Origin of the sequence: Streptococcus sp. NPS 308 (genome assembly GCF_002355895.1) — a bacterium.
Taxonomy (GTDB): Bacteria; Bacillota; Bacilli; order Lactobacillales; family Streptococcaceae; genus Streptococcus.
The window spans coordinates 1,082,648-1,101,001 of sequence record NZ_AP017652.1 but is presented as its reverse complement, the minus strand read 5'-3'; the positions used below and the strand labels follow the sequence as shown (position 1 = coordinate 1,101,001).

Annotated in this window: 20 protein-coding genes; 14 read left to right on the top strand and 6 right to left on the bottom strand. The window is 40.9% G+C overall.

Annotation, left to right across the window (positions count from 1 at the left end; translation table 11 throughout):
- Nucleotides 1-62: 62 nt before the first annotated feature.
- From SNAG_RS05760 to SNAG_RS05725, 8 genes are all read left to right on the top strand, one after another.
- Nucleotides 63-263 (top strand): F0F1 ATP synthase subunit C, encoded by a 201-nt coding sequence (locus tag SNAG_RS05760; RefSeq protein WP_096407421.1) that lies wholly within the window; start codon nucleotides 63-65, stop codon nucleotides 261-263.
- A 32-nt stretch (nucleotides 264-295) separates the two neighbouring features.
- A complete protein-coding gene (gene atpB / locus SNAG_RS05755) occupies nucleotides 296-1,012 on the top strand; it encodes a F0F1 ATP synthase subunit A (RefSeq protein WP_096407418.1) in 717 nt (238 codons plus the stop codon).
- 18 nt (nucleotides 1,013-1,030) lie between these two features.
- Nucleotides 1,031-1,525, top strand: a complete 495-nt coding sequence (gene atpF, locus SNAG_RS05750; protein WP_000366311.1) for a F0F1 ATP synthase subunit B — start codon at nucleotides 1,031-1,033, stop codon at nucleotides 1,523-1,525.
- Nucleotides 1,525-2,061 (top strand): F0F1 ATP synthase subunit delta, encoded by a 537-nt coding sequence (locus tag SNAG_RS05745; RefSeq protein WP_096407416.1) that lies wholly within the window; start codon nucleotides 1,525-1,527, stop codon nucleotides 2,059-2,061. The genes atpF and SNAG_RS05745 overlap by 1 nt, the downstream gene beginning before the upstream one ends.
- Before the next feature lie 14 nt (nucleotides 2,062-2,075).
- Nucleotides 2,076-3,581 carry a F0F1 ATP synthase subunit alpha gene (atpA, locus tag SNAG_RS05740; RefSeq protein ID WP_096407413.1) on the top strand — a complete coding sequence of 502 codons (1,506 nt, stop codon included), beginning with the start codon at nucleotides 2,076-2,078 and terminating at the stop codon, nucleotides 3,579-3,581.
- 15 nt (nucleotides 3,582-3,596) lie between these two features.
- Nucleotides 3,597-4,475 carry a F0F1 ATP synthase subunit gamma gene (locus SNAG_RS05735; protein ID WP_096407411.1) on the top strand — a complete coding sequence of 293 codons (879 nt, stop codon included), beginning with the start codon at nucleotides 3,597-3,599 and terminating at the stop codon, nucleotides 4,473-4,475.
- An 85-nt stretch (nucleotides 4,476-4,560) separates the two neighbouring features.
- Nucleotides 4,561-5,967, top strand: coding sequence for a F0F1 ATP synthase subunit beta (gene atpD / locus SNAG_RS05730; RefSeq protein ID WP_096407408.1), 1,407 nt, complete (start codon nucleotides 4,561-4,563; stop codon nucleotides 5,965-5,967).
- A gap of 10 nt (nucleotides 5,968-5,977) precedes the next feature.
- On the top strand, nucleotides 5,978-6,397 hold the full coding sequence (locus SNAG_RS05725; RefSeq protein WP_000068035.1) for a F0F1 ATP synthase subunit epsilon: 420 nt from the start codon (nucleotides 5,978-5,980) through the stop codon (nucleotides 6,395-6,397).
- A 35-nt stretch (nucleotides 6,398-6,432) separates the two neighbouring features.
- On the opposite strand, the gene SNAG_RS05720 is transcribed toward SNAG_RS05725, so the two are convergent.
- Nucleotides 6,433-7,446 carry a lactonase family protein gene (locus SNAG_RS05720; RefSeq protein WP_096407406.1) on the bottom strand — a complete coding sequence of 338 codons (1,014 nt, stop codon included), beginning with the start codon at nucleotides 7,444-7,446 and terminating at the stop codon, nucleotides 6,433-6,435.
- A 144-nt stretch (nucleotides 7,447-7,590) separates the two neighbouring features.
- On the opposite strand from SNAG_RS05720, the gene SNAG_RS05715 reads away from it, so the two are divergent.
- From SNAG_RS05715 to SNAG_RS05695, 5 genes are all read left to right on the top strand, one after another.
- Nucleotides 7,591-8,757, top strand: a complete 1,167-nt coding sequence (locus SNAG_RS05715) for an AI-2E family transporter (protein WP_096407403.1) — start codon at nucleotides 7,591-7,593, stop codon at nucleotides 8,755-8,757.
- Nucleotides 8,747-9,976, top strand: a complete 1,230-nt coding sequence (locus tag SNAG_RS05710; RefSeq protein ID WP_172842391.1) for a tetratricopeptide repeat protein — start codon at nucleotides 8,747-8,749, stop codon at nucleotides 9,974-9,976. The genes SNAG_RS05715 and SNAG_RS05710 overlap by 11 nt, the downstream gene beginning before the upstream one ends.
- Nucleotides 9,977-10,126: 150 nt before the next feature.
- Nucleotides 10,127-10,768, top strand: a complete 642-nt coding sequence (locus SNAG_RS05705) for an amino acid ABC transporter permease (protein WP_096407401.1) — start codon at nucleotides 10,127-10,129, stop codon at nucleotides 10,766-10,768.
- 10 nt (nucleotides 10,769-10,778) lie between these two features.
- The gene (locus SNAG_RS05700) at nucleotides 10,779-11,408 is read left to right on the top strand and encodes an amino acid ABC transporter ATP-binding protein (protein WP_096407398.1); all 630 of its coding nucleotides are present in this window, start codon (nucleotides 10,779-10,781) and stop codon (nucleotides 11,406-11,408) included.
- 9 nt (nucleotides 11,409-11,417) lie between these two features.
- Entirely contained in the window at nucleotides 11,418-12,257 is an 840-nt protein-coding gene (locus SNAG_RS05695; RefSeq protein ID WP_096407395.1) for an amino acid ABC transporter substrate-binding protein, read from the top strand.
- A gap of 73 nt (nucleotides 12,258-12,330) precedes the next feature.
- Here the strand turns inward: SNAG_RS05695 and lysS are convergent, their stop codons facing one another.
- The 5 genes from lysS to SNAG_RS05670 form a co-directional block, all read right to left on the bottom strand.
- The gene (gene lysS, locus SNAG_RS05690) at nucleotides 12,331-13,821 is read right to left on the bottom strand and encodes a lysine--tRNA ligase (protein WP_096407393.1); all 1,491 of its coding nucleotides are present in this window, start codon (nucleotides 13,819-13,821) and stop codon (nucleotides 12,331-12,333) included.
- A 138-nt stretch (nucleotides 13,822-13,959) separates the two neighbouring features.
- The gene (locus tag SNAG_RS05685) at nucleotides 13,960-14,583 is read right to left on the bottom strand and encodes a histidine phosphatase family protein (RefSeq protein ID WP_096407390.1); all 624 of its coding nucleotides are present in this window, start codon (nucleotides 14,581-14,583) and stop codon (nucleotides 13,960-13,962) included.
- Nucleotides 14,583-15,065: an aminoacyl-tRNA deacylase gene (locus SNAG_RS05680; protein ID WP_096407388.1), complete on the bottom strand. Its 483-nt coding sequence runs from the start codon at nucleotides 15,063-15,065 to the stop codon at nucleotides 14,583-14,585. The genes SNAG_RS05685 and SNAG_RS05680 overlap by 1 nt, the downstream gene beginning before the upstream one ends.
- A complete protein-coding gene (locus SNAG_RS05675; RefSeq protein WP_096407384.1) occupies nucleotides 15,065-15,907 on the bottom strand; it encodes a DUF368 domain-containing protein in 843 nt (280 codons plus the stop codon). Before SNAG_RS05675 ends, SNAG_RS05680 begins: the two co-directional genes overlap by 1 nt.
- A 104-nt stretch (nucleotides 15,908-16,011) precedes the next feature.
- On the bottom strand, nucleotides 16,012-16,812 hold the full coding sequence (locus tag SNAG_RS05670; RefSeq protein ID WP_096407382.1) for a glycoside hydrolase family 25 protein: 801 nt from the start codon (nucleotides 16,810-16,812) through the stop codon (nucleotides 16,012-16,014).
- A 155-nt stretch (nucleotides 16,813-16,967) separates the two neighbouring features.
- Between SNAG_RS05670 and glmU the strand changes: the two genes are divergently transcribed.
- The gene (gene glmU, locus SNAG_RS05665; RefSeq protein WP_096407379.1) at nucleotides 16,968-18,347 is read left to right on the top strand and encodes a bifunctional UDP-N-acetylglucosamine diphosphorylase/glucosamine-1-phosphate N-acetyltransferase GlmU; all 1,380 of its coding nucleotides are present in this window, start codon (nucleotides 16,968-16,970) and stop codon (nucleotides 18,345-18,347) included.
- Nucleotides 18,348-18,354 lie beyond the last annotated feature (7 nt).

Below are 18,354 nucleotides of genomic sequence, written 5' to 3'. Positions count from 1 at the left end.
ACAAAAACAAATTTTAGGACTAAACTAAGGAAGTAAATTTAAATAAAAAAGGAGAATTCATTATGAATTTAACATTTTTGGGTCTTTGTTTTGCCTGTTTTGGTGTTTCAATCGCTGAAGGAATGATTGTGAGCAGTCTGTTCAAATCTGCTGCACGCCAACCTGAAATTATCGACCAATTACGTAGTCTGTTGATTCTTGGGGTTGCTTTTGTTGAAGGTACCTTCTTTGTAACCTTGGCGATGTCATTCGTTATCAAATAGATCACTCTATTTAGAAAAAGAGGTGTCAAACCATGGAAGAAAGTGTGAATCCAACCTTAAATATTGGACCTATATCCTTTGATTTGACCCTACTTGCCATGTCTCTTGTAACTGTTTTGATGGTCTTTGCTTTTGTTTACTGGACTAGTCGTAAAATGACAATCCGTCCAAAGGGTAAACAAAATGCTCTTGAGATGATTTATGATTTTGTGATTAGCTTTTCCAAGGGAAATATTGGGGAAACTTATATGAAGGATTATTCCTTGTTCTTGTTTTCTCTATTTTTGTTTATCTTGGTAGCCAATAATATTGGTTTAATGGCTAAAGTACAAACAACAAACGGTTATAACTTGTGGACTTCCCCAACAGCTAACCTTGGATACGATTTATCCCTCTCGTTATTGATCACTTTGATCGCCCATGTAGAAGGAGTTCGTCGTAGAGGCGTTAAAGAATATTTGAGAGCATTTGTTACACCTGGCTTTATGACTCCGATGAACCTTTTAGAAGAGTTCACCAATTTTGCCTCTTTGGCAATTCGGATATACGGAAATATTTTTGCCGGTGAAGTCTTGGCTGGCTTGTTACTAGCCTTAGCACAAAATGCCTTTTATTGGTATCCTTTTGCCTTTATCGCAAACATGTTATGGACAGCCTTTTCGATTTTCATTTCATGTATTCAAGCCTATGTCTTTACCATGTTGTCATCAATGTACATTGGTAAGAAGATAAATGCTGAGGAAGAGTAAGTAGAGGAGGATTAGAAGATGGATTTAACTATTAGTACCATTATTGGTGACTTTATTCTTATCGCTGGTTCCTTCCTTTTATTAATTTTTTTAGTGAAAAAATATGCCTGGGGAAATCTTACCAATATTTTAGATGAACGTGCTGAAAAAATTTCTTCAGATATTGACGGAGCAGAAGCTGCCCGTAAGAAGGCCGAAGAACTCGCTAGCAAACGTGAAGCTGAGTTGGCAGGTAGCCGTTCGGAAGCTAAGACAATTATCGAGAATGCAAAGGAAACAGCTGAGAAAAGTAGAGCTGACATTTTGGCTGAGGCGAAACTGGAAGCAGGACGCTTGAAAGAAAAAGCTAACCAAGAAATTGCTCAAAATAAAGCGGAAGCTTTACAAAGCGTTAAGGGTGAGGTAGCAGATTTGACGATTAGTCTCGCTGGTAAAATCATCTCACAAAACCTTGACGGACAAGCCCATAAAGAACTCATTGATCAGTACATCGATCAGCTAGGAGAAGCTTAATGGACAAAAAGACAGTAAAGGTAATTGAAAAATACAGCATGCCTTTTGTCCAATTGGTGATTGAAAAGGGAGAAGAAGACCGTATCTTTTCTGACTTAGCTCAAATCAAGCAAGTCGCAGAAGAAACAGGCTTGCCTTCTTTTTTAGCTCAAGTGGCAGTAGATGAGTCGGATAAGGAAAAAACCGTTCGTTTCTTCCAAGACTCAATGTCACCATTAATGCAAAACTTTATTCAGGTGCTGCTATACAATCACAGAGCAAATTTATTTTATGAAGTAATTGTAGATTGTTTAAGTCGACTTGAAAAAGAAACGAATCGATTTGAAGTAACGATTGCCTCCGCTCATCCATTAACAGATGTTCAGAAGGCGCGATTGCTTCCTTTGATTGAGAAAAAAATGTCTCTGAAAGTTCGGACTATCAAAGAACAAATCGATGAAAGTCTCATTGGTGGTTTTGTCATTTTTGCCAATCACAAGACAATTGATGTGAGTATTAAACAGCAACTTCGTGTTGTTAAAGAAAATTTGAAATAGAAAGTGGTGTTCTTTTGGCAATTAACGCACAAGAAATCAGCGCTTTAATTAAGCAACAAATTGAAAATTTCAAACCCAATTTTGATGTGTCTGAAACAGGTGTTGTAACCTATATCGGGGACGGAATTGCGCGTGCTCACGGTCTTGAAAATGCCATGAGTGGAGAGTTGTTGATTTTTGAAAACGGCTCTTATGGGATGGCGCAAAACTTGGAGTCTACAGACGTTGGGATCATCATTCTCGGTGACTTCACGGATATCCGTGAAGGAGACACTATCCGTCGTACGGGTAAAATCATGGAAGTTCCTGTCGGTGATAACTTGATTGGACGTGTTGTGGACCCACTTGGTCGTCCCGTTGATGGTCTCGGAGAAATCCATACTGACAAGACTCGTCCAGTAGAAGCACCAGCTCCTGGTGTTATGGAGCGTAAGTCTGTATCAGAACCATTGCAAACAGGTTTGAAAGCTATTGACGCCCTTGTACCGATTGGTCGTGGTCAGCGTGAGCTGATCATCGGTGACCGTCAGACAGGGAAAACAACCATTGCAATCGATACCATCTTGAACCAAAAAGGTCAAGATATGATCTGTATCTATGTAGCCATTGGTCAAAAAGAATCAACAGTCCGCACGCAAGTAGAAACACTTCGTCATTACGGTGCCTTGGACTACACAATCGTTGTGACAGCCTCTGCTTCACAACCATCTCCATTGCTCTTCCTAGCTCCTTATGCTGGAGTTGCTATGGCAGAAGAGTTTATGTACCAAGGGAAGCATGTTTTGATTGTTTATGATGATCTTTCAAAACAAGCGGTCGCTTATCGTGAGCTTTCCCTCTTGCTTCGTCGTCCACCAGGTCGTGAAGCCTTCCCAGGGGATGTTTTCTACCTCCACAGCCGTTTGCTTGAGCGCTCAGCTAAAGTTTCTGACGAGCTTGGTGGTGGATCAATCACAGCCCTACCATTTATTGAGACGCAAGCAGGAGATATCTCTGCCTATATCGCAACCAACGTGATTTCAATTACAGATGGACAAATCTTCCTTGGAGATGGTCTCTTTAATGCAGGTATTCGCCCAGCTATTGATGCGGGTTCATCTGTATCTCGTGTAGGTGGTTCTGCTCAGATTAAAGCCATGAAGAAGGTTGCTGGTACTCTTCGTATCGACCTTGCTTCATACCGTGAGTTGGAAGCCTTCACTAAGTTTGGTTCTGACTTGGATGCGGCTACTCAAGCTAAGTTGAATCGTGGTCGTCGTACGGTAGAAGTATTGAAACAACCTGTTCACAAGCCTTTGCCTGTTGAGAAACAAGTGACGATCCTGTATGCTTTGACACACGGATTCTTGGATACAGTTCCTGTAAATGACATTGTTCGCTTTGAGGAAGAGTTCCATATCTTCTTTGATGCACAACATCCAGAGATTTTGGAAACCATTCGTGAAACAAAAGACTTGCCAGAAGAAGCAGTCTTGGATGCTGCGATTACCGAGTTTCTCAATCAATCCAGCTTCCAATAAGAATAGAGGTGTCAGATGGCAGTATCTCTAAATGATATTAAAACAAAAATCGCCTCAACCAAGAATACTAGTCAAATCACCAATGCCATGCAAATGGTATCAGCTGCTAAGTTAGGTCGCTCTGAAGAAGCAGCTCGAAACTTTCAAATATACTCTCAAAAGGTTCGTAAACTCTTGACAGATATCCTTCACGGAAATGGAGCTGGTGGTTCGAACAATCCTATGTTGATTAGTCGTCCAGTTAAAAAGACAGGCTATATTGTCATCACTTCGGATCGTGGTTTGGTCGGAGGCTACAATGCTTCCATCCTTAAAACTGTTATGGAGTTGAAAGAAGAATATCATCCAAATGGAGATGACTTTGAAGTCATTTGTATTGGTGGTATGGGAGCTGACTTTTTCAAGGCTCGTGGCATTCAACCAATCTATGAATTACGAGGCTTGGCTGACCAACCTAGCTTTGATGAAGTTCGTAAAATTATTTCAAAAACGATTGAAATGTATCAAAATGAACTTTTTGACGAACTCTATGTCTGCTACAATCACCACGTTAATACGCTCACCAGCCAAATGCGTGTGGAGCAAATGCTTCCGATTGTAGACCTCGATCCGAACGAAGCAGACGAGGAGTATAGCTTGACATTTGAGTTGGAAACAAGCCGAGATGAAATTTTGGAGCAATTGTTGCCACAGTATGCTGAAAGTATGATTTACGGGGCTATTATCGATGCCAAGACAGCTGAAAATGCCGCAGGTATGACAGCTATGCAGACAGCGACTGATAATGCCAAGAAAGTCATCAATGATTTGACAATCCAGTATAACCGTGCCAGACAGGCGGCGATTACACAAGAAATTACAGAAATTGTAGCAGGTGCTAGCGCCTTAGAATAAGGCTTTACCCTGTAGGTATCAAAATGAACTTTGGACCTAGATAAACTAGGAACCGACAGTATCTTATATAGAATAGGAGAAGGAGATGAGTTCAGGTAAAATTGCTCAGGTTATCGGACCCGTTGTAGACGTGTTGTTTGCAGCAGGGGAACCACTTCCTGAGATTAATAATGCACTTGTCGTCTACAAGAATGACGAAAGAAAAACAAAAATCGTCCTTGAAGTAGCCTTGGAGTTGGGTGATGGTATGGTCCGTACGATCGCCATGGAATCAACAGACGGTTTGACTCGTGGAATGGAAGTTTTGGACACAGGCCGTCCAATCTCTGTTCCAGTAGGTAAAGAAACTTTGGGACGTGTCTTCAATGTTTTGGGAGATACCATTGACTTGGATGCTCCTTTTGCTGAAGACGCTGAGCGTCAGCCAATTCATAAAAAAGCACCAACTTTTGATGAATTGTCTACCTCTTCTGAAATTCTTGAAACTGGGATTAAGGTTATCGACCTTCTTGCCCCATACCTTAAAGGGGGGAAAGTCGGACTCTTCGGTGGTGCCGGAGTTGGTAAAACCGTCTTAATCCAAGAATTGATTCACAATATTGCCCAAGAACACGGTGGGATTTCCGTATTTACCGGTGTTGGGGAACGTACTCGTGAAGGGAACGACCTTTACTGGGAAATGAAAGAATCAGGCGTTATCGAGAAAACAGCCATGGTATTTGGTCAGATGAATGAACCACCAGGAGCACGTATGCGTGTTGCCCTTACTGGTTTGACAATTGCTGAATACTTCCGTGATGTAGAAGGCCAAGACGTGCTTCTCTTTATTGACAATATTTTCCGTTTCACTCAGGCTGGTTCAGAAGTATCTGCCCTTTTGGGTCGGATGCCTTCAGCCGTTGGTTACCAACCAACACTTGCAACGGAGATGGGTCAATTGCAAGAGCGTATCACGTCAACTAAGAAGGGTTCTGTAACCTCAATCCAGGCTATCTACGTGCCTGCGGATGACTATACTGACCCTGCGCCAGCAACAGCCTTCGCTCACTTGGATTCAACGACTAACTTGGAACGTAAGTTGGTACAGTTGGGGATTTACCCAGCCGTTGACCCACTTGCTTCAAGCTCTCGTGCCTTGGCACCTGAGATTGTTGGTGAGGAGCACTATGCTGTAGCTGCGGAAGTTAAACGTGTTCTTCAACGTTACCATGAATTGCAAGATATCATTGCTATCCTTGGTATGGATGAACTCTCTGATGAAGAAAAAACCTTGGTTGCGCGTGCCCGCCGCATCCAGTTCTTCTTGTCACAAAACTTCAACGTTGCGGAGCAATTTACTGGCCAACCTGGTTCGTATGTACCAGTAGCGGAAACGGTTCGTGGCTTTAAGGAAATCCTTGAAGGGAAATATGACCAGCTACCAGAAGATGCCTTCCGTGGTGTCGGTTCAATCGAAGACGTCATTGCTAAGGCAGAGAAAATGGGATTTTAAGAGGTGACCTATGGCTCAGTTAACTGTCCAGATCGTGACACCAGATGGCCTCGTCTATGATCACCATGCCAGCTTTGTATCGGTTCGAACTCTGGATGGTGAGATGGGGATCTTGCCACGACATGAAAATATGATTGCGGTTTTAGCGGTTGATGAAGTAAAGGTAAAGCGAATCGATGATGATACTCATGTAAACTGGATTGCAGTGAACGGAGGGATTATCGAGATTGCCAATGACATTATTACCATTGTAGCCGACTCAGCAGAGCGTGCTCGTGATATCGATATCAGTCGTGCGGAACGTGCCAAACTTCGCGCCGAACGAGAAATCGAAGAAGCCCATGAAAAGCACTTAATAGACCAAGAACGACGTGCTAAGATTGCTCTTCAACGTGCCATTAACCGTATTAATGTTAGAAATAAACTATAAAAAATGAACTTGAAACTCAAGTTCATTTTTTTATCTTAGTTAGAAAAACTGATGCAAACTGCTTCTGGGACATGGAAGTCGTTAGAAAGCTCTGCAAGACGACCACTTTCAGGATTGCGCTTAAAGACCGTTGCATTATCAGAATCTTGGTGAACAGCAATCAAAAATTCCTGATCAGGTGTGATATCAAAATCACGTGGTGTTTTACCGTGACTTGGAACAATCTCTAATAATTCCAGACTACCATCAGCGAGGATTGTATAGACTGCAATGGAATCATGGCCTCTGTTGGATGCATAGAGGTAGTTACCATCTTTTGAAAGACGTATAGCAGCAGTACCGTTAAAGCCCGTATACCCGTCCGGCAAGGTCGAAATAACTTGCATGCGTTCAAACTCACCAACACCATCATAAATCAAGACCTCAATAGTGCTATTCAGTTCGCAGATGAGATAGGCAATCTTATAGTGGTGATGAAAAACGATGTGACGAGCACCTGCTCCAGGCTGGCTTTGATAAGTATTGAGTTTACTTAGTTTTCCTTCTGGACTAACATCGTAGGTCGTTACTTCATCCGTACCAAGGTCACATGTCACGAGATACTGATCAGGTGTTAGGTCTGTATAGTGTACATGTGGGGAAGTTTGGTTTTCATGAGGACCTTGTCCGCTATGCTGATCTAAATCCGTTTGGATGAGGCTACCATCCGCTTGACGTTTATAAACTAGAACTTGACCTTTATGATAGTTGGCACCGTACACGAGGCTACGCTTTTCATCCACTGCCACATAGCAATGGGGAGCGCCTTCTTCAACCACGTGATTTAGCAAAGCGCCATCTGTCTTGTAAGCAGCGATGCCACCTAAGCCATCCTGACTTCCTACGGTGTATAAGTGTTGTTTCTGGTCAAAGGTAAGGTAGGTCGGACTGGGTTCAGCAGCAAAAAGTTCAAGGTTTGCAAGCTGGCCTGTTTCTGTATCAAAATCTGCCTTGTAAATCCCTTTAGATAAGCGACGAGTGTAAGTTCCAAAATAAACAGTTTCTTTCATGTCCATACCTCTTAATAATGATAAGTTCATTATACCACAAAATAACTGCCATGAAGCATCAGTCTTATCTATGTAAGCACTTTAAAAAAGAGTTATTTTAGATTAAAAATGGTATAATGAGAGAATGACAGAAAGGATGTATTTATGGAACATAAAGAGAAACATTTTAGCTTATCCTGGTTCTTCAAGTGGTTTTTAGATAACAAAGCTATCACTGTATTTTTAGTAACCTTGTTACTGGGGTTAAACATTTTCATTCTAAGTAAGATTAGTTTTATTTTTTTACCCGTTTTAGACTTTTTAGGGGTTGTCATGTTGCCAGTTATTTTATCTGGTTTACTTTATTACCTCCTCAATCCGATTGTTGACTGGATGGAGAAGCACAAAATTAATCGTGTGCTTGCTATCAGTATTGTTTTTGTCATTATTGGAATTTTTATCATTTGGGGGCTGGCAGTCGCTATTCCAAATCTCCAACGCCAGGTCTTAAATTTTGCAAAGAATGTGCCTAGCTATCTCGAAGATGCTGACCGTGTTATCAATGATCTTGTAACCAAACGCTTGCCAGATGATTTTAGACCACAGTTGGAGCAAGTTCTTGCTAATGTTTCTAGTGAGGCGACCATGTGGGCGAGCAAAATCTCTTCTCAAGCTGTTAACTGGGCTAGCGCCTTTATCAGTAGCGTTTCCCAAGTTATTGTAGCGGTTATTATCGTACCCTTCATGCTCTTTTATCTTTTGAGAGATGGGAAAGGCTTGCGAGATTACCTAACTAAATTCATCCCAAACAAGTTAAAAGAACCTGTAGGTGAAGTCCTATCAGATGTCAATAAACAACTGTCAAACTATGTTAGAGGACAGGTTACAGTAGCTATTATTGTAGCCATCATGTTTATTATCTTCTTTAAGATTATCGGTCTACGCTACGCTGTCACTCTAGGTGTAACGGCAGGTATTCTCAATCTAGTCCCTTATCTAGGTAGTTTTCTCGCCATGCTTCCTGCCCTTGTTTTAGGTTTAATAGCCGGACCTGTCATGCTATTGAAAGTTGTGATAGTCTTTATCGTAGAACAAACGATTGAAGGTCGCTTCGTTTCACCTCTTATTCTAGGTAGTCAACTCAATATTCATCCTATCAATGTTCTCTTTGTTCTCCTAACTTCAGGTTCTATGTTTGGTATTTGGGGAGTCTTGCTGGGAATCCCTGTCTATGCCTCTGCTAAGGTGGTTATCTCTGCTATCTTTAACTGGTACAAAAAGGTCAGCGGTTTGTATGAAGAAGAAGGGGAGGAAATCAAGAGTGAACAATAGTCAACGCATGCTCCAGGCTTTGGATGAACAGGATTTAAGTAAAGCAGATCAGTATTTTCGTAAAGCACTTGAAACTGATTCGACCGAAGTTCTCTATGAATTAGCAAATTATCTTGAGGGAATTGGCTTTTATCCACAAGCCAAGGAAATCTATCTAAAAATTGTGACAGAATTTCCAGAAGTGAATCTAAACCTAGCAAGCATTGCTAGCGAGGATGGCAATGTTGAGGAAGCCTTTGCCTATCTTGAGGAAATCTCACCAGATAGTGATTGGTATGTATCGGCCTTGGCCTTGAAGGCAGACCTCTATCAGTTGGAAGGATTGACAGATGTAGCACGCGAAAAGTTACTGGAAGCCTTAAATTACTCAGATGATGCCTTATTAGTTTTTGGTTTGGCTGAGTTGGATAGCGAGTTAGGAAACTATCAGGAAGCCATTCAAGGCTACGCTCAGTTGGACAACCGCTATATTTACGAACAAACGGGCTTATCAACCTACCAACGAATCGGCTACGCATATGCTCAGTTAGGCAAGTTTGAAGCAGCTACAGAATTTTTAGAAAAGGCTCTAGAGTTAGAATACGATGACCAAACCGCTTTTGAACTGGCCAGTCTATACTTTGATCAAGAAGAGTATCAAAAATCTGTTCTTTACTTTAAGCAGATTGATACCATTTCACCTAATTTTGAAGGATATGAGTATGGTTATAGTCAAGCCTTGCACAAGGAACATCAGGTGGAAGAAGCCCTTCGTATCGTTAAACAGGGTTTGGAGAAAAATCCATTTGAAACTCGGCTCTTGTTAGCGGCTTCTCAGTTTTCTTATGAATTGCATGATGCTAAGGCAGCGGAGGACTTTCTCCTTATTGCAAAAGAAGATGCAGAAGATCTTGAGGAGATTTTCCTTCGACTCGCAACCATTTATATGGAACAAGAGCGATTTGAGGATATTATCGCTCTTCAAAGTCAAGAACCCGAAAACCTTCTGACCAAGTGGATGATTGCCCGTTCTTATCAGGAAATCGAGGATTTAGATAAGGCTTATGAGTTCTATCAAGAATTGTCATCTGACCTCAAGGACAATCCAGAGTTTCTGGAGCAATATACTTATCTTTTGCGTGAATTGGGTTATTTCGAAGAAGCTAAGATGCAAGCAGAAGCATATTTAAAACTGATTCCAGATGATGTTCAGATGCAAGAACTCATAGAAACGCTTTAAAAATTCCCTATAATATAAAACTGTATCTCATCACTTTGGATAGATACAGTTTTATATTTTCTGAAAACAATAGAATTTTTCACATATTTTCTCTTGCTAAATTGTTTATTTATGCTATAATAAGAATAATTATTTTTTAGGAGGTGTAGTATGTCTTATATATTCGAGATTTTACCAAGTTTATTGAACGGTGCAAGTATGACTCTTCAAGTCTTTGCTCTGGTCTTAATCTTTTCAATTCCTTTAGGGATTATCATCGCTTTTGCCTTGCAAATCCATTGTAAACCCCTCCATTATCTGATTAATATCTATATATGGGTGATGCGAGGCACTCCCTTGCTCTTGCAATTAATCTTTATCTACTATGTGTTGCCTAGTATTGGCATTCGTTTGGATCGTCTTCCTGCAGCTGTTATCGCCTTTGTGCTCAACTATGCTGCCTACTTTGCAGAAATCTTTCGTGGAGGTATTGAGACTATTCCGAAAGGACAGTACGAGGCTGCAAAAGTGTTGAAGTTTAGTCCAGTTGCGACAGTTCGCTATATCATACTTCCTCAGGTGACAAAGATCGTCTTACCGAGTGTTTTTAATGAAATCATGAGTTTGGTCAAGGATACTTCTTTGGTCTATGCTTTGGGGATTTCAGATTTGATTTTGGCTAGTCGGACAGCAGCCAATCGGGACGCCAGTCTTGTTCCTATGTTTTTAGCTGGAGCGATTTATTTAATTATGATTGGTCTTGTAACCATTGTAGCGAAAAAACTTGAGAAGAAGTACAGTTATTACAGATAGGAGGATTGCTATGTTAGAATTACGAAACATTAACAAGGCCTTTGGTGGCAAACAAATCTTAACCAATTTCAGCCTATCAATTCCTGAAAAGCAAATCCTTGCAATCGTAGGTCCATCAGGAGGCGGAAAGACCACCTTGTTACGTATGCTAGCTGGATTGGAAACCATCGATTCTGGGGAAATCTACTATAACGGCGAATCGCTAGCTATAGATGAACTAGAAAAGCGCAATCTTCTGGGATTTGTTTTCCAAGATTTTCAACTCTTTCCGCATTTGTCAGTTCTAGATAACTTAACCTTGTCGCCCATAAAAACGATGAGTATGGAGAAGGAAGTTGCTGAGAAGAAGGCGCGTGGTTTGTTAGAACAACTTGGGTTAGCAGGACATGCAGATGCCTTTCCATTCTCACTTTCAGGTGGGCAAAAACAGCGTGTTGCCTTAGCGCGTGCCATGATGATTGATCCTGAAATTATCGGATATGATGAGCCGACATCGGCTTTAGACCCAGAGCTACGATTAGAAGTAGAAAAACTTATCCTTCAAAATAAAGAGCGTGGGATGACCCAGATTGTTGTGACCCACGATCTTCAGTTTGCCGAAAATATTGCTGATCAGATCCTTAAGGTTGAGCCGAAGTAGGAGGTGCCTATGAAGAGAAAGAAAATTGCCCTTGTACTTGCTCTGTTCTTTAGCTTCTTCCTGACGGCTTGTACGCAGAAGGCAAGTGACCCAAATCAGGATAATTGGGTCAAATATCAAAAGCAGGGTAGCATTACTATTGGCTTTGACAATACCTTTGTTCCCATGGGATTTGAGGAAAAGAATGGCCAGTATGCAGGTTTTGATATTGACTTAGCTCAAGCTGTTTCTGAAAAGCTAGGAATTCAGATTAAATTTCAACCCATCGACTGGGATATGAAAGAAACCGAACTACAAAACGGTACTATTGATGCTATCTGGAATGGCTATACAGCTACAGATGAACGGAAAGAGAAGGTTGCTTTTACCATACCTTATATGGAAAATCAGCAAGTTTTAGTTTCTAAGAAATCTCAGAACATCCAGTCAGTCAAAGATATGAGTAACAAGGTTTTGGGAGCTCAGGCAGGTTCTTCTGGTTATTTAGACTTTGAAGCGCAGCCAGACTTGTTAAAAAGTCAAGTAAAAGACCAGAAGGCAAATCAATACCAAAGTTTCAATGAAGCCTTGATTGATTTGAAGAATGATCGGATTGATGCCCTGTTGATTGACCGTGTCTATGCCAATTACTACCTTCAGTCTGAAGGTATATTAAATGACTACAATGTCTTTTCAGCTGGATTTGAAAGTGAGTCTTTTGCAGTGGGTGTTAGACCTGCTGATAAAACTTTGCTAGCTACTCTGAATCAAGCCTTTATCTCGCTATACCAAGAAGGAAAATTTCAGGAAATCAGCCAGAAATGGTTTGGAGAAGATGTAGCCACCAGTCAAGTTAAAAATCAAGAATAAGAAAAGAGATTGAGTTTACCTCAGTCTCTTTTTGTATCGAAAAATCCTCTGGCAAGTACCAGAGGATAAGAGTCTATTTCATTGTTGGGAAAAGCAAGACATCACGGATAGTGGTTGTATCAGTGAGGAGCATGCAGAGACGGTCGATACCGATACCCAAACCACCTGTTGGTGGCATACCGTATTCAAGAGCCTCAATGTAGTCGTAGTCGATACCTGTAGCTTCATCGTCCCCAAGTTCTTTAGCTTTTGCTTGTGCTTCAAAACGGCTAAGCTGGTCGATTGGATCGTTCAACTCGGTAAAGGCATTACCGTATTCCTTGGTCATAATGAAGAGCTCGAAACGGTCAGTAAAGCGTTCGTCTTCAGGATTTTTCTTAGCGAGTGGAGACACAGCTACTGGATGTCCGTAGACAAAAGTTGGTTGGATTAAGGTTTCTTCAACAAATTCTTCAAAGAAGGCATTGATGATGTGACCAACTTCAGTGTAGTGTTTCTCAACTGGAACTTTCTTCTCAGCAGCGATAGCTTTAGCTTCCTCGAAAGTCATGTCTTGCCAGAAATCTACACCAGTAATTTCTTTGATAGCATCCACCATGTGAACACGTTTAAATGGTTCGTTGATCTTAATTTCAGTGCCCTGGTAGTTAACTGGACCATCACCCTTAACTGCCTTAGCAGCGTGTTGGATAATACCTTCAGTTAAGTCCATGATATCTTGGAAGTCTGCATAAGCTTGGTAAACTTCGATAGAAGTGAATTCAGGGTTGTGAGTAGCGTCCATTCCTTCGTTACGGAAGATACGACCAATTTCATAGACACGTTCCATACCCCCAACGATAAGACGTTTTAAGTGAAGCTCAGTCGCGATACGAAGCACCATGTCAATGTTTTGGGCATTGTGGTGAGTGATAAATGGACGAGCAGCAGCACCACCGGCTTCATTATGAAGGACAGGTGTTTCTACTTCAAGGAAGTTTTTTTGATCTAGATAACGACGGATTTCAGAGATGATTTTTGAACGAGTAACAAAACGTTCGAAGCTTTCGCGGTTAGAAATCAAGTCAAGGTAACGTTTACGATAGATGGTTTCAACGTCTGTCAAACCGTGGAATTTCTCAGGAAGTGGGCGAAGTGCTTTAGACAAGTGAGTGATATGAGTTGCCTTGATAGAGAGCTCTCCCATATCTGTACGCATGACTTCACCTTCGACACCGAGGAAGTCTCCTAGGTCAGCCTTCTTAAAGATTTCGTAGTTTTCTTCACCAACTTCATCTTTACGAACGTAGATCTGGATTTGACCTTCGCGGTCTTGAAGATGGGCAAAGCCAACTTTTCCTTTACCACGTTTAGTTACTAAGCGTCCAGCGATAGTAGCAGTTTCGTTTAATTCATGTAATTGTTCTTTATCAAGTTCTGCAAATTTGTCTTTTAGTTCTTGAGAGTTAGCAGTACGTTCAAAACGTTTTCCGAAGGGATCGATTCCTTGTTCACGGAGCGCAGCCATTTTTTCACGGCGAACGATCTGCTGGTCATTTAGTTCTTCCATATGTTCTGTAGACATGGGTTCCTCCTAATTTTACTCAAAATTTGATACGATGAGTCATTTTTTGCGATACTCCCATTTTATCATAAATAGCAGAGAAATTCACGGATATTCTTTGAAAACTAAAAAGAACTTGACCGCTGGGATCAAGTTTCATTATTTTCTTTGATAGGAAGTATCATTCCATCTTTCGAGAGTGAAGGATTCAAAATCCTCAGTGTCCAAAATTGTCAAACTAGCATTGGCCAAGCCCCCATCTTTGCGAAGGTGAGCCTCTTTATAACCTAGAAGTGTCCGTAGGCTAGCAGTGAGATTTGCGCCATGACCCACGATCATGATTCTTTCAGCCTTGCTCTCTTTCAGAGATTTGATAAACTGAATAGTCCGCTTGGTAGTACTGTAAAGGGACTCTGCTTCAAACATCTTCGTATCAAACTGAGCCAGATTGGAGCGAAAGGCCTTGATTTGTTGTGGGTAGATGGCATTGAGCGTAGCGATTTTTAATCCCTCTAGTTTTCCAAGTTGCCATTCACGTAGGTCAGGAATGCTCTTTAAAGGACAAGGGGTCTGGAGTTGACTTTGGATAATTTCAGCAGATTTGACTGCTCTGGGTAAATCACTTGAATAAATCGTATCAAAAGGTATTTCCTTGAGATAGTGGCCCAGTTGTTTTAGGACGTCAATGGATTCCGGAAGAAGGGGCGAGTCGCCACTAGCGCCTTGAAAACGTCCTTCAAGATTCCAGAGGGTGCGACCATGACGAACAAAATAGAGTTTCATCAGTTGTTTTCCTCCAAGATGTCAGCAAAATCCGCTTTCACAAAGCTGGCCAAGTCTCGAGGGCGTATGATGATACTATGCCCGACTTCCCCAGCAGAGACGATCATTTGGTCCAAATCCAAAGCAGTCTGATCAATAAAAATTGGATAATTGTGTTTTTGGCGAATGCCGACGGGATTATTTGCCCCATGAATGTAGCCTGTCGTTTTTTCTAAGTCTTTCTGCGGAATCATGCTCACTTTTTTATTGCCAGAAACTTTTGCTAGTTTTTTCTCGGCGAGATGTTCTGTTATGGGAACAATTCCAATAATCGGTCCTGTTTTATCTCCCAAAAGAGCCAAGGTTTTAAAGATTTGGTTTCGGTCGTATTCAGGAGGAAGTTCTCCTTCAAGCGCATTGATTTGAATACCAGTATGGTCAATACCTGCCTTGGTCAAGATTTGTTCGACCAAGGTTTTTTTAATCTTGACTTTTTTTGCCATTATTTATACTTATCCTCCAATTGACTCATCCAGATACCAAGCCAGATACCAAGCGCAAAGAAGAAGGCAACGAGAACATAGCTCACAATGGAAAGTCCAGTGTATTGGATACTTTCAGCATTTCCAGCATTTGGAATCAAAATTAAAAGAGTGCTTGAAAGAACAATGCCGATGATAAAGTGATAAACACGGGAGTGGTAGTTGTTCAAGGCGTGATCCATTAATTTTGAAAAAATGATGAGGGTTGCACCTGCACCAATTCCGATAGGAAGGAAGGTTCCAAATAAATCAAAGGTTTTAAAACCAGTTAGCATAGGAGCATACAGTCCCAAAATCAAGAGTAGATTTGACGGACTTAAACCAGGTACCAAGATACCAAGTGCCAACAGAGCCCCCGCTAAGATGAAGCTAGCGAAACTGGCATTGAGTGAGCCAACAACAAAGTTTAGCGCGTAGAGCCCGACTCCTGAAAGGATAAAGGTGATCCAGAACCAGACTAGGTCAATCTTATCACGATCAGACTCTCGAGTAGATTCTTTAAGGAGGCTAGGTACTGTACCGATGATAGCTCCTGCAAAACTCCATAAAACATAAACTTGGTAATTTTCTAACAAATACTCGATTGGATATGAAAATAGCCCAATTCCGAGCAACATCCCGATAGCTACTGGGATAAAGTAAAGGACATTCTCTTTAAAATCCTTAAAGGGATGAGCCAGAAAAGAAATCATTCGCTCGTAGATACCCAAAATAGCAGCCAGAACTCCTCCAGAAATTCCGGGCAAGATAAATCCAAGGGCAATGACAATTCCTTTAATAACTCGTGTAATCCATGAAAACATAATAAAATCCTCAATTTCATAAAATTCTTCTCTATTCTAACAATTATAACACAGACGGCAAAAAAATGAAAAAACAAGTGAAAAAGTTACGATTTTCACTTGTTTTATGGTCTTAAAAATAGCTTTCTGAAGGTTTCTTCTTTTTCCTTCAAAGTAGAAATCAGATTAATATCTAAATGATGTTCAAATCCAGCAATTCTTCCTTTTGAAGTGTATTGATGGAGGTCGTAGTCTAAACTGGTATTGGGTGTTGTTTCAAAGTAACCAGAGTCTGTTCCGTAAGAAGGAATCCAAATAGCAGTGAATTTATCTGTATTGATACTGTGTTCCTGCATGAAGTAAACTCCAATATAGATGCCGATGTTTTTAGCACCTAAAGATTCCAGTTTAGCACGAAAGGCTTCAACCCCTTCGTTCATATCAGACATTGTTTTTTCTTCAACGTCCAACCAATAGTAACTAGGGTTGTAAGGAGAAGCAGCATTATAGAAAACTTCAGCGGCTTTTTCCATTTCTTCCTTGCTGGGGCTAGCTAGGTAGGCATAGACTCCAACTGGGACATTACGCTTTTGAAATTCTGTAATATGACTTTTATAGGCTTTATCGACACCATTGGCATAAGCCGCATCATTTTTTTCAGTATGTTGAGCCCCATTGTGAACGCGAACAATAACACCTGAAATATTTTGAGACAAGGTATCGTAGTTGATTTCCTCAGGTCTTTGCCAACCAGAGACATCAATAATAGGTTTGTCAAGATTATGCAAGGCCTGATTTTCAACCTGGACAGCATTTGGCTTTGACTTGACTGGATGGTCTTCATAAGTTGGTTTATTGAGGATCAAAATAGCTATAAATATAGTAAATAAAGTAAAAATAATAGCTGGATTAATCTTTTTTCTCATATCTATTTAGTTTAACGTAAATAAATAAAAAAATCAAAGAAAACGTCGAAAAAAGTGAGTATAACAGTCCCTTATCCCTATTTCCTTGTTTGTTTGCTCCTTAGAAAATAAAATATGGTATAATATAAGTGAATTTCTAGAGAAAAGAGAAGATTATGTCAAATTATGCCATTATTTTAGCAGCGGGTAAAGGTACTCGCATGAAATCAGATCTTCCTAAGGTACTTCATAAAGTAGCAGGAATTTCAATGTTGGAACATGTTTTTCGTAGCGTTGGTGCTATTCAACCTGAAAAAACAGTTACTGTAGTGGGTCACAAGGCTGAGTTAGTTGAGCAAGTCTTGACTGGACAGACAGACTTTGTAACTCAGTCAGAACAGTTAGGAACGGGTCATGCTGTTATGATGGCAGAGCCAATTTTGCAAAATTGCTCAGGTCATACCTTGGTTATCGCTGGGGATACGCCTCTGATTACGGGTGAAAGCTTGAAAAATCTCTTGGATTTCCATATCAATCACAAGAATGTTGCGACTATCCTGACAGCTGAAGCGGCAAATCCTTTTGGATACGGTCGCATTGTCCGCAACGATAATGCAGAAGTTCTTCGTATTGTTGAGCAAAAAGATGCCTCAGATTTTGAAAAACAAATCAAGGAAATCAATACAGGAACTTACGTTTTTGATAACCAACGTCTTTTTGAAGCTCTTAAAAATATCAACACCAACAATGCCCAAGGAGAATACTATATTACTGATGTGATTGGTATCTTCCGTGAGGCTGGTGAGAAGGTTGGTGCCTATACTCTGAAAGACTTTGATGAAAGTCTTGGGGTAAATGACCGTGTAGCTCTTGCGACTGCGGAAGCAGTGATGCGTCGCCGTATCAATCACGCTCACATGGTTAATGGCGTCAGCTTTGTCAATCCAGAAGCAACCTACATCGATATTGATGTTGAGATTGCTCCTGAGGTCCAAATCGAAGCTAATGTTACCTTGAAAGGTCAAACGAAAATTGGTGCGGAGACTATTTTAACAAATGGAACTTATATTGTGGATAGTAATATTGGAGCTGGGGCTGTGATTACGAACTCTATGATTGAGGAAAGTACGGTTGCAGACGGCGTGACTGTTGGTCCTTATGCCCATATCCGTCCAGGTTCAAACTTAGCTGCCCAAGTTCATATTGGAAACTTCGTAGAAGTTAAAGGTTCTTCGATCGGTGAAAATACCAAGGCAGGTCATTTAACCTATATCGGCAACTGTGAAGTAGGTAGCCATGTTAACTTTGGTGCTGGTACGATTACAGTAAACTATGACGGGAAAAACAAATATAAAACTGTGATTGGCAACAATGTCTTTGTTGGATCAAATTCAACCATCATCGCTCCTGTAGAACTTGGAGATAATTCTCTGGTTGGAGCGGGTTCAACCATTACCAAGAATGTACCTGCGGATGCTATCGCAGTTGGACGTGGACGACAAGTTAACAAGGATGAGTACGCAAGGCGCTTGCCTCATCATCCTAAGAACCAGTAGGAGTCGA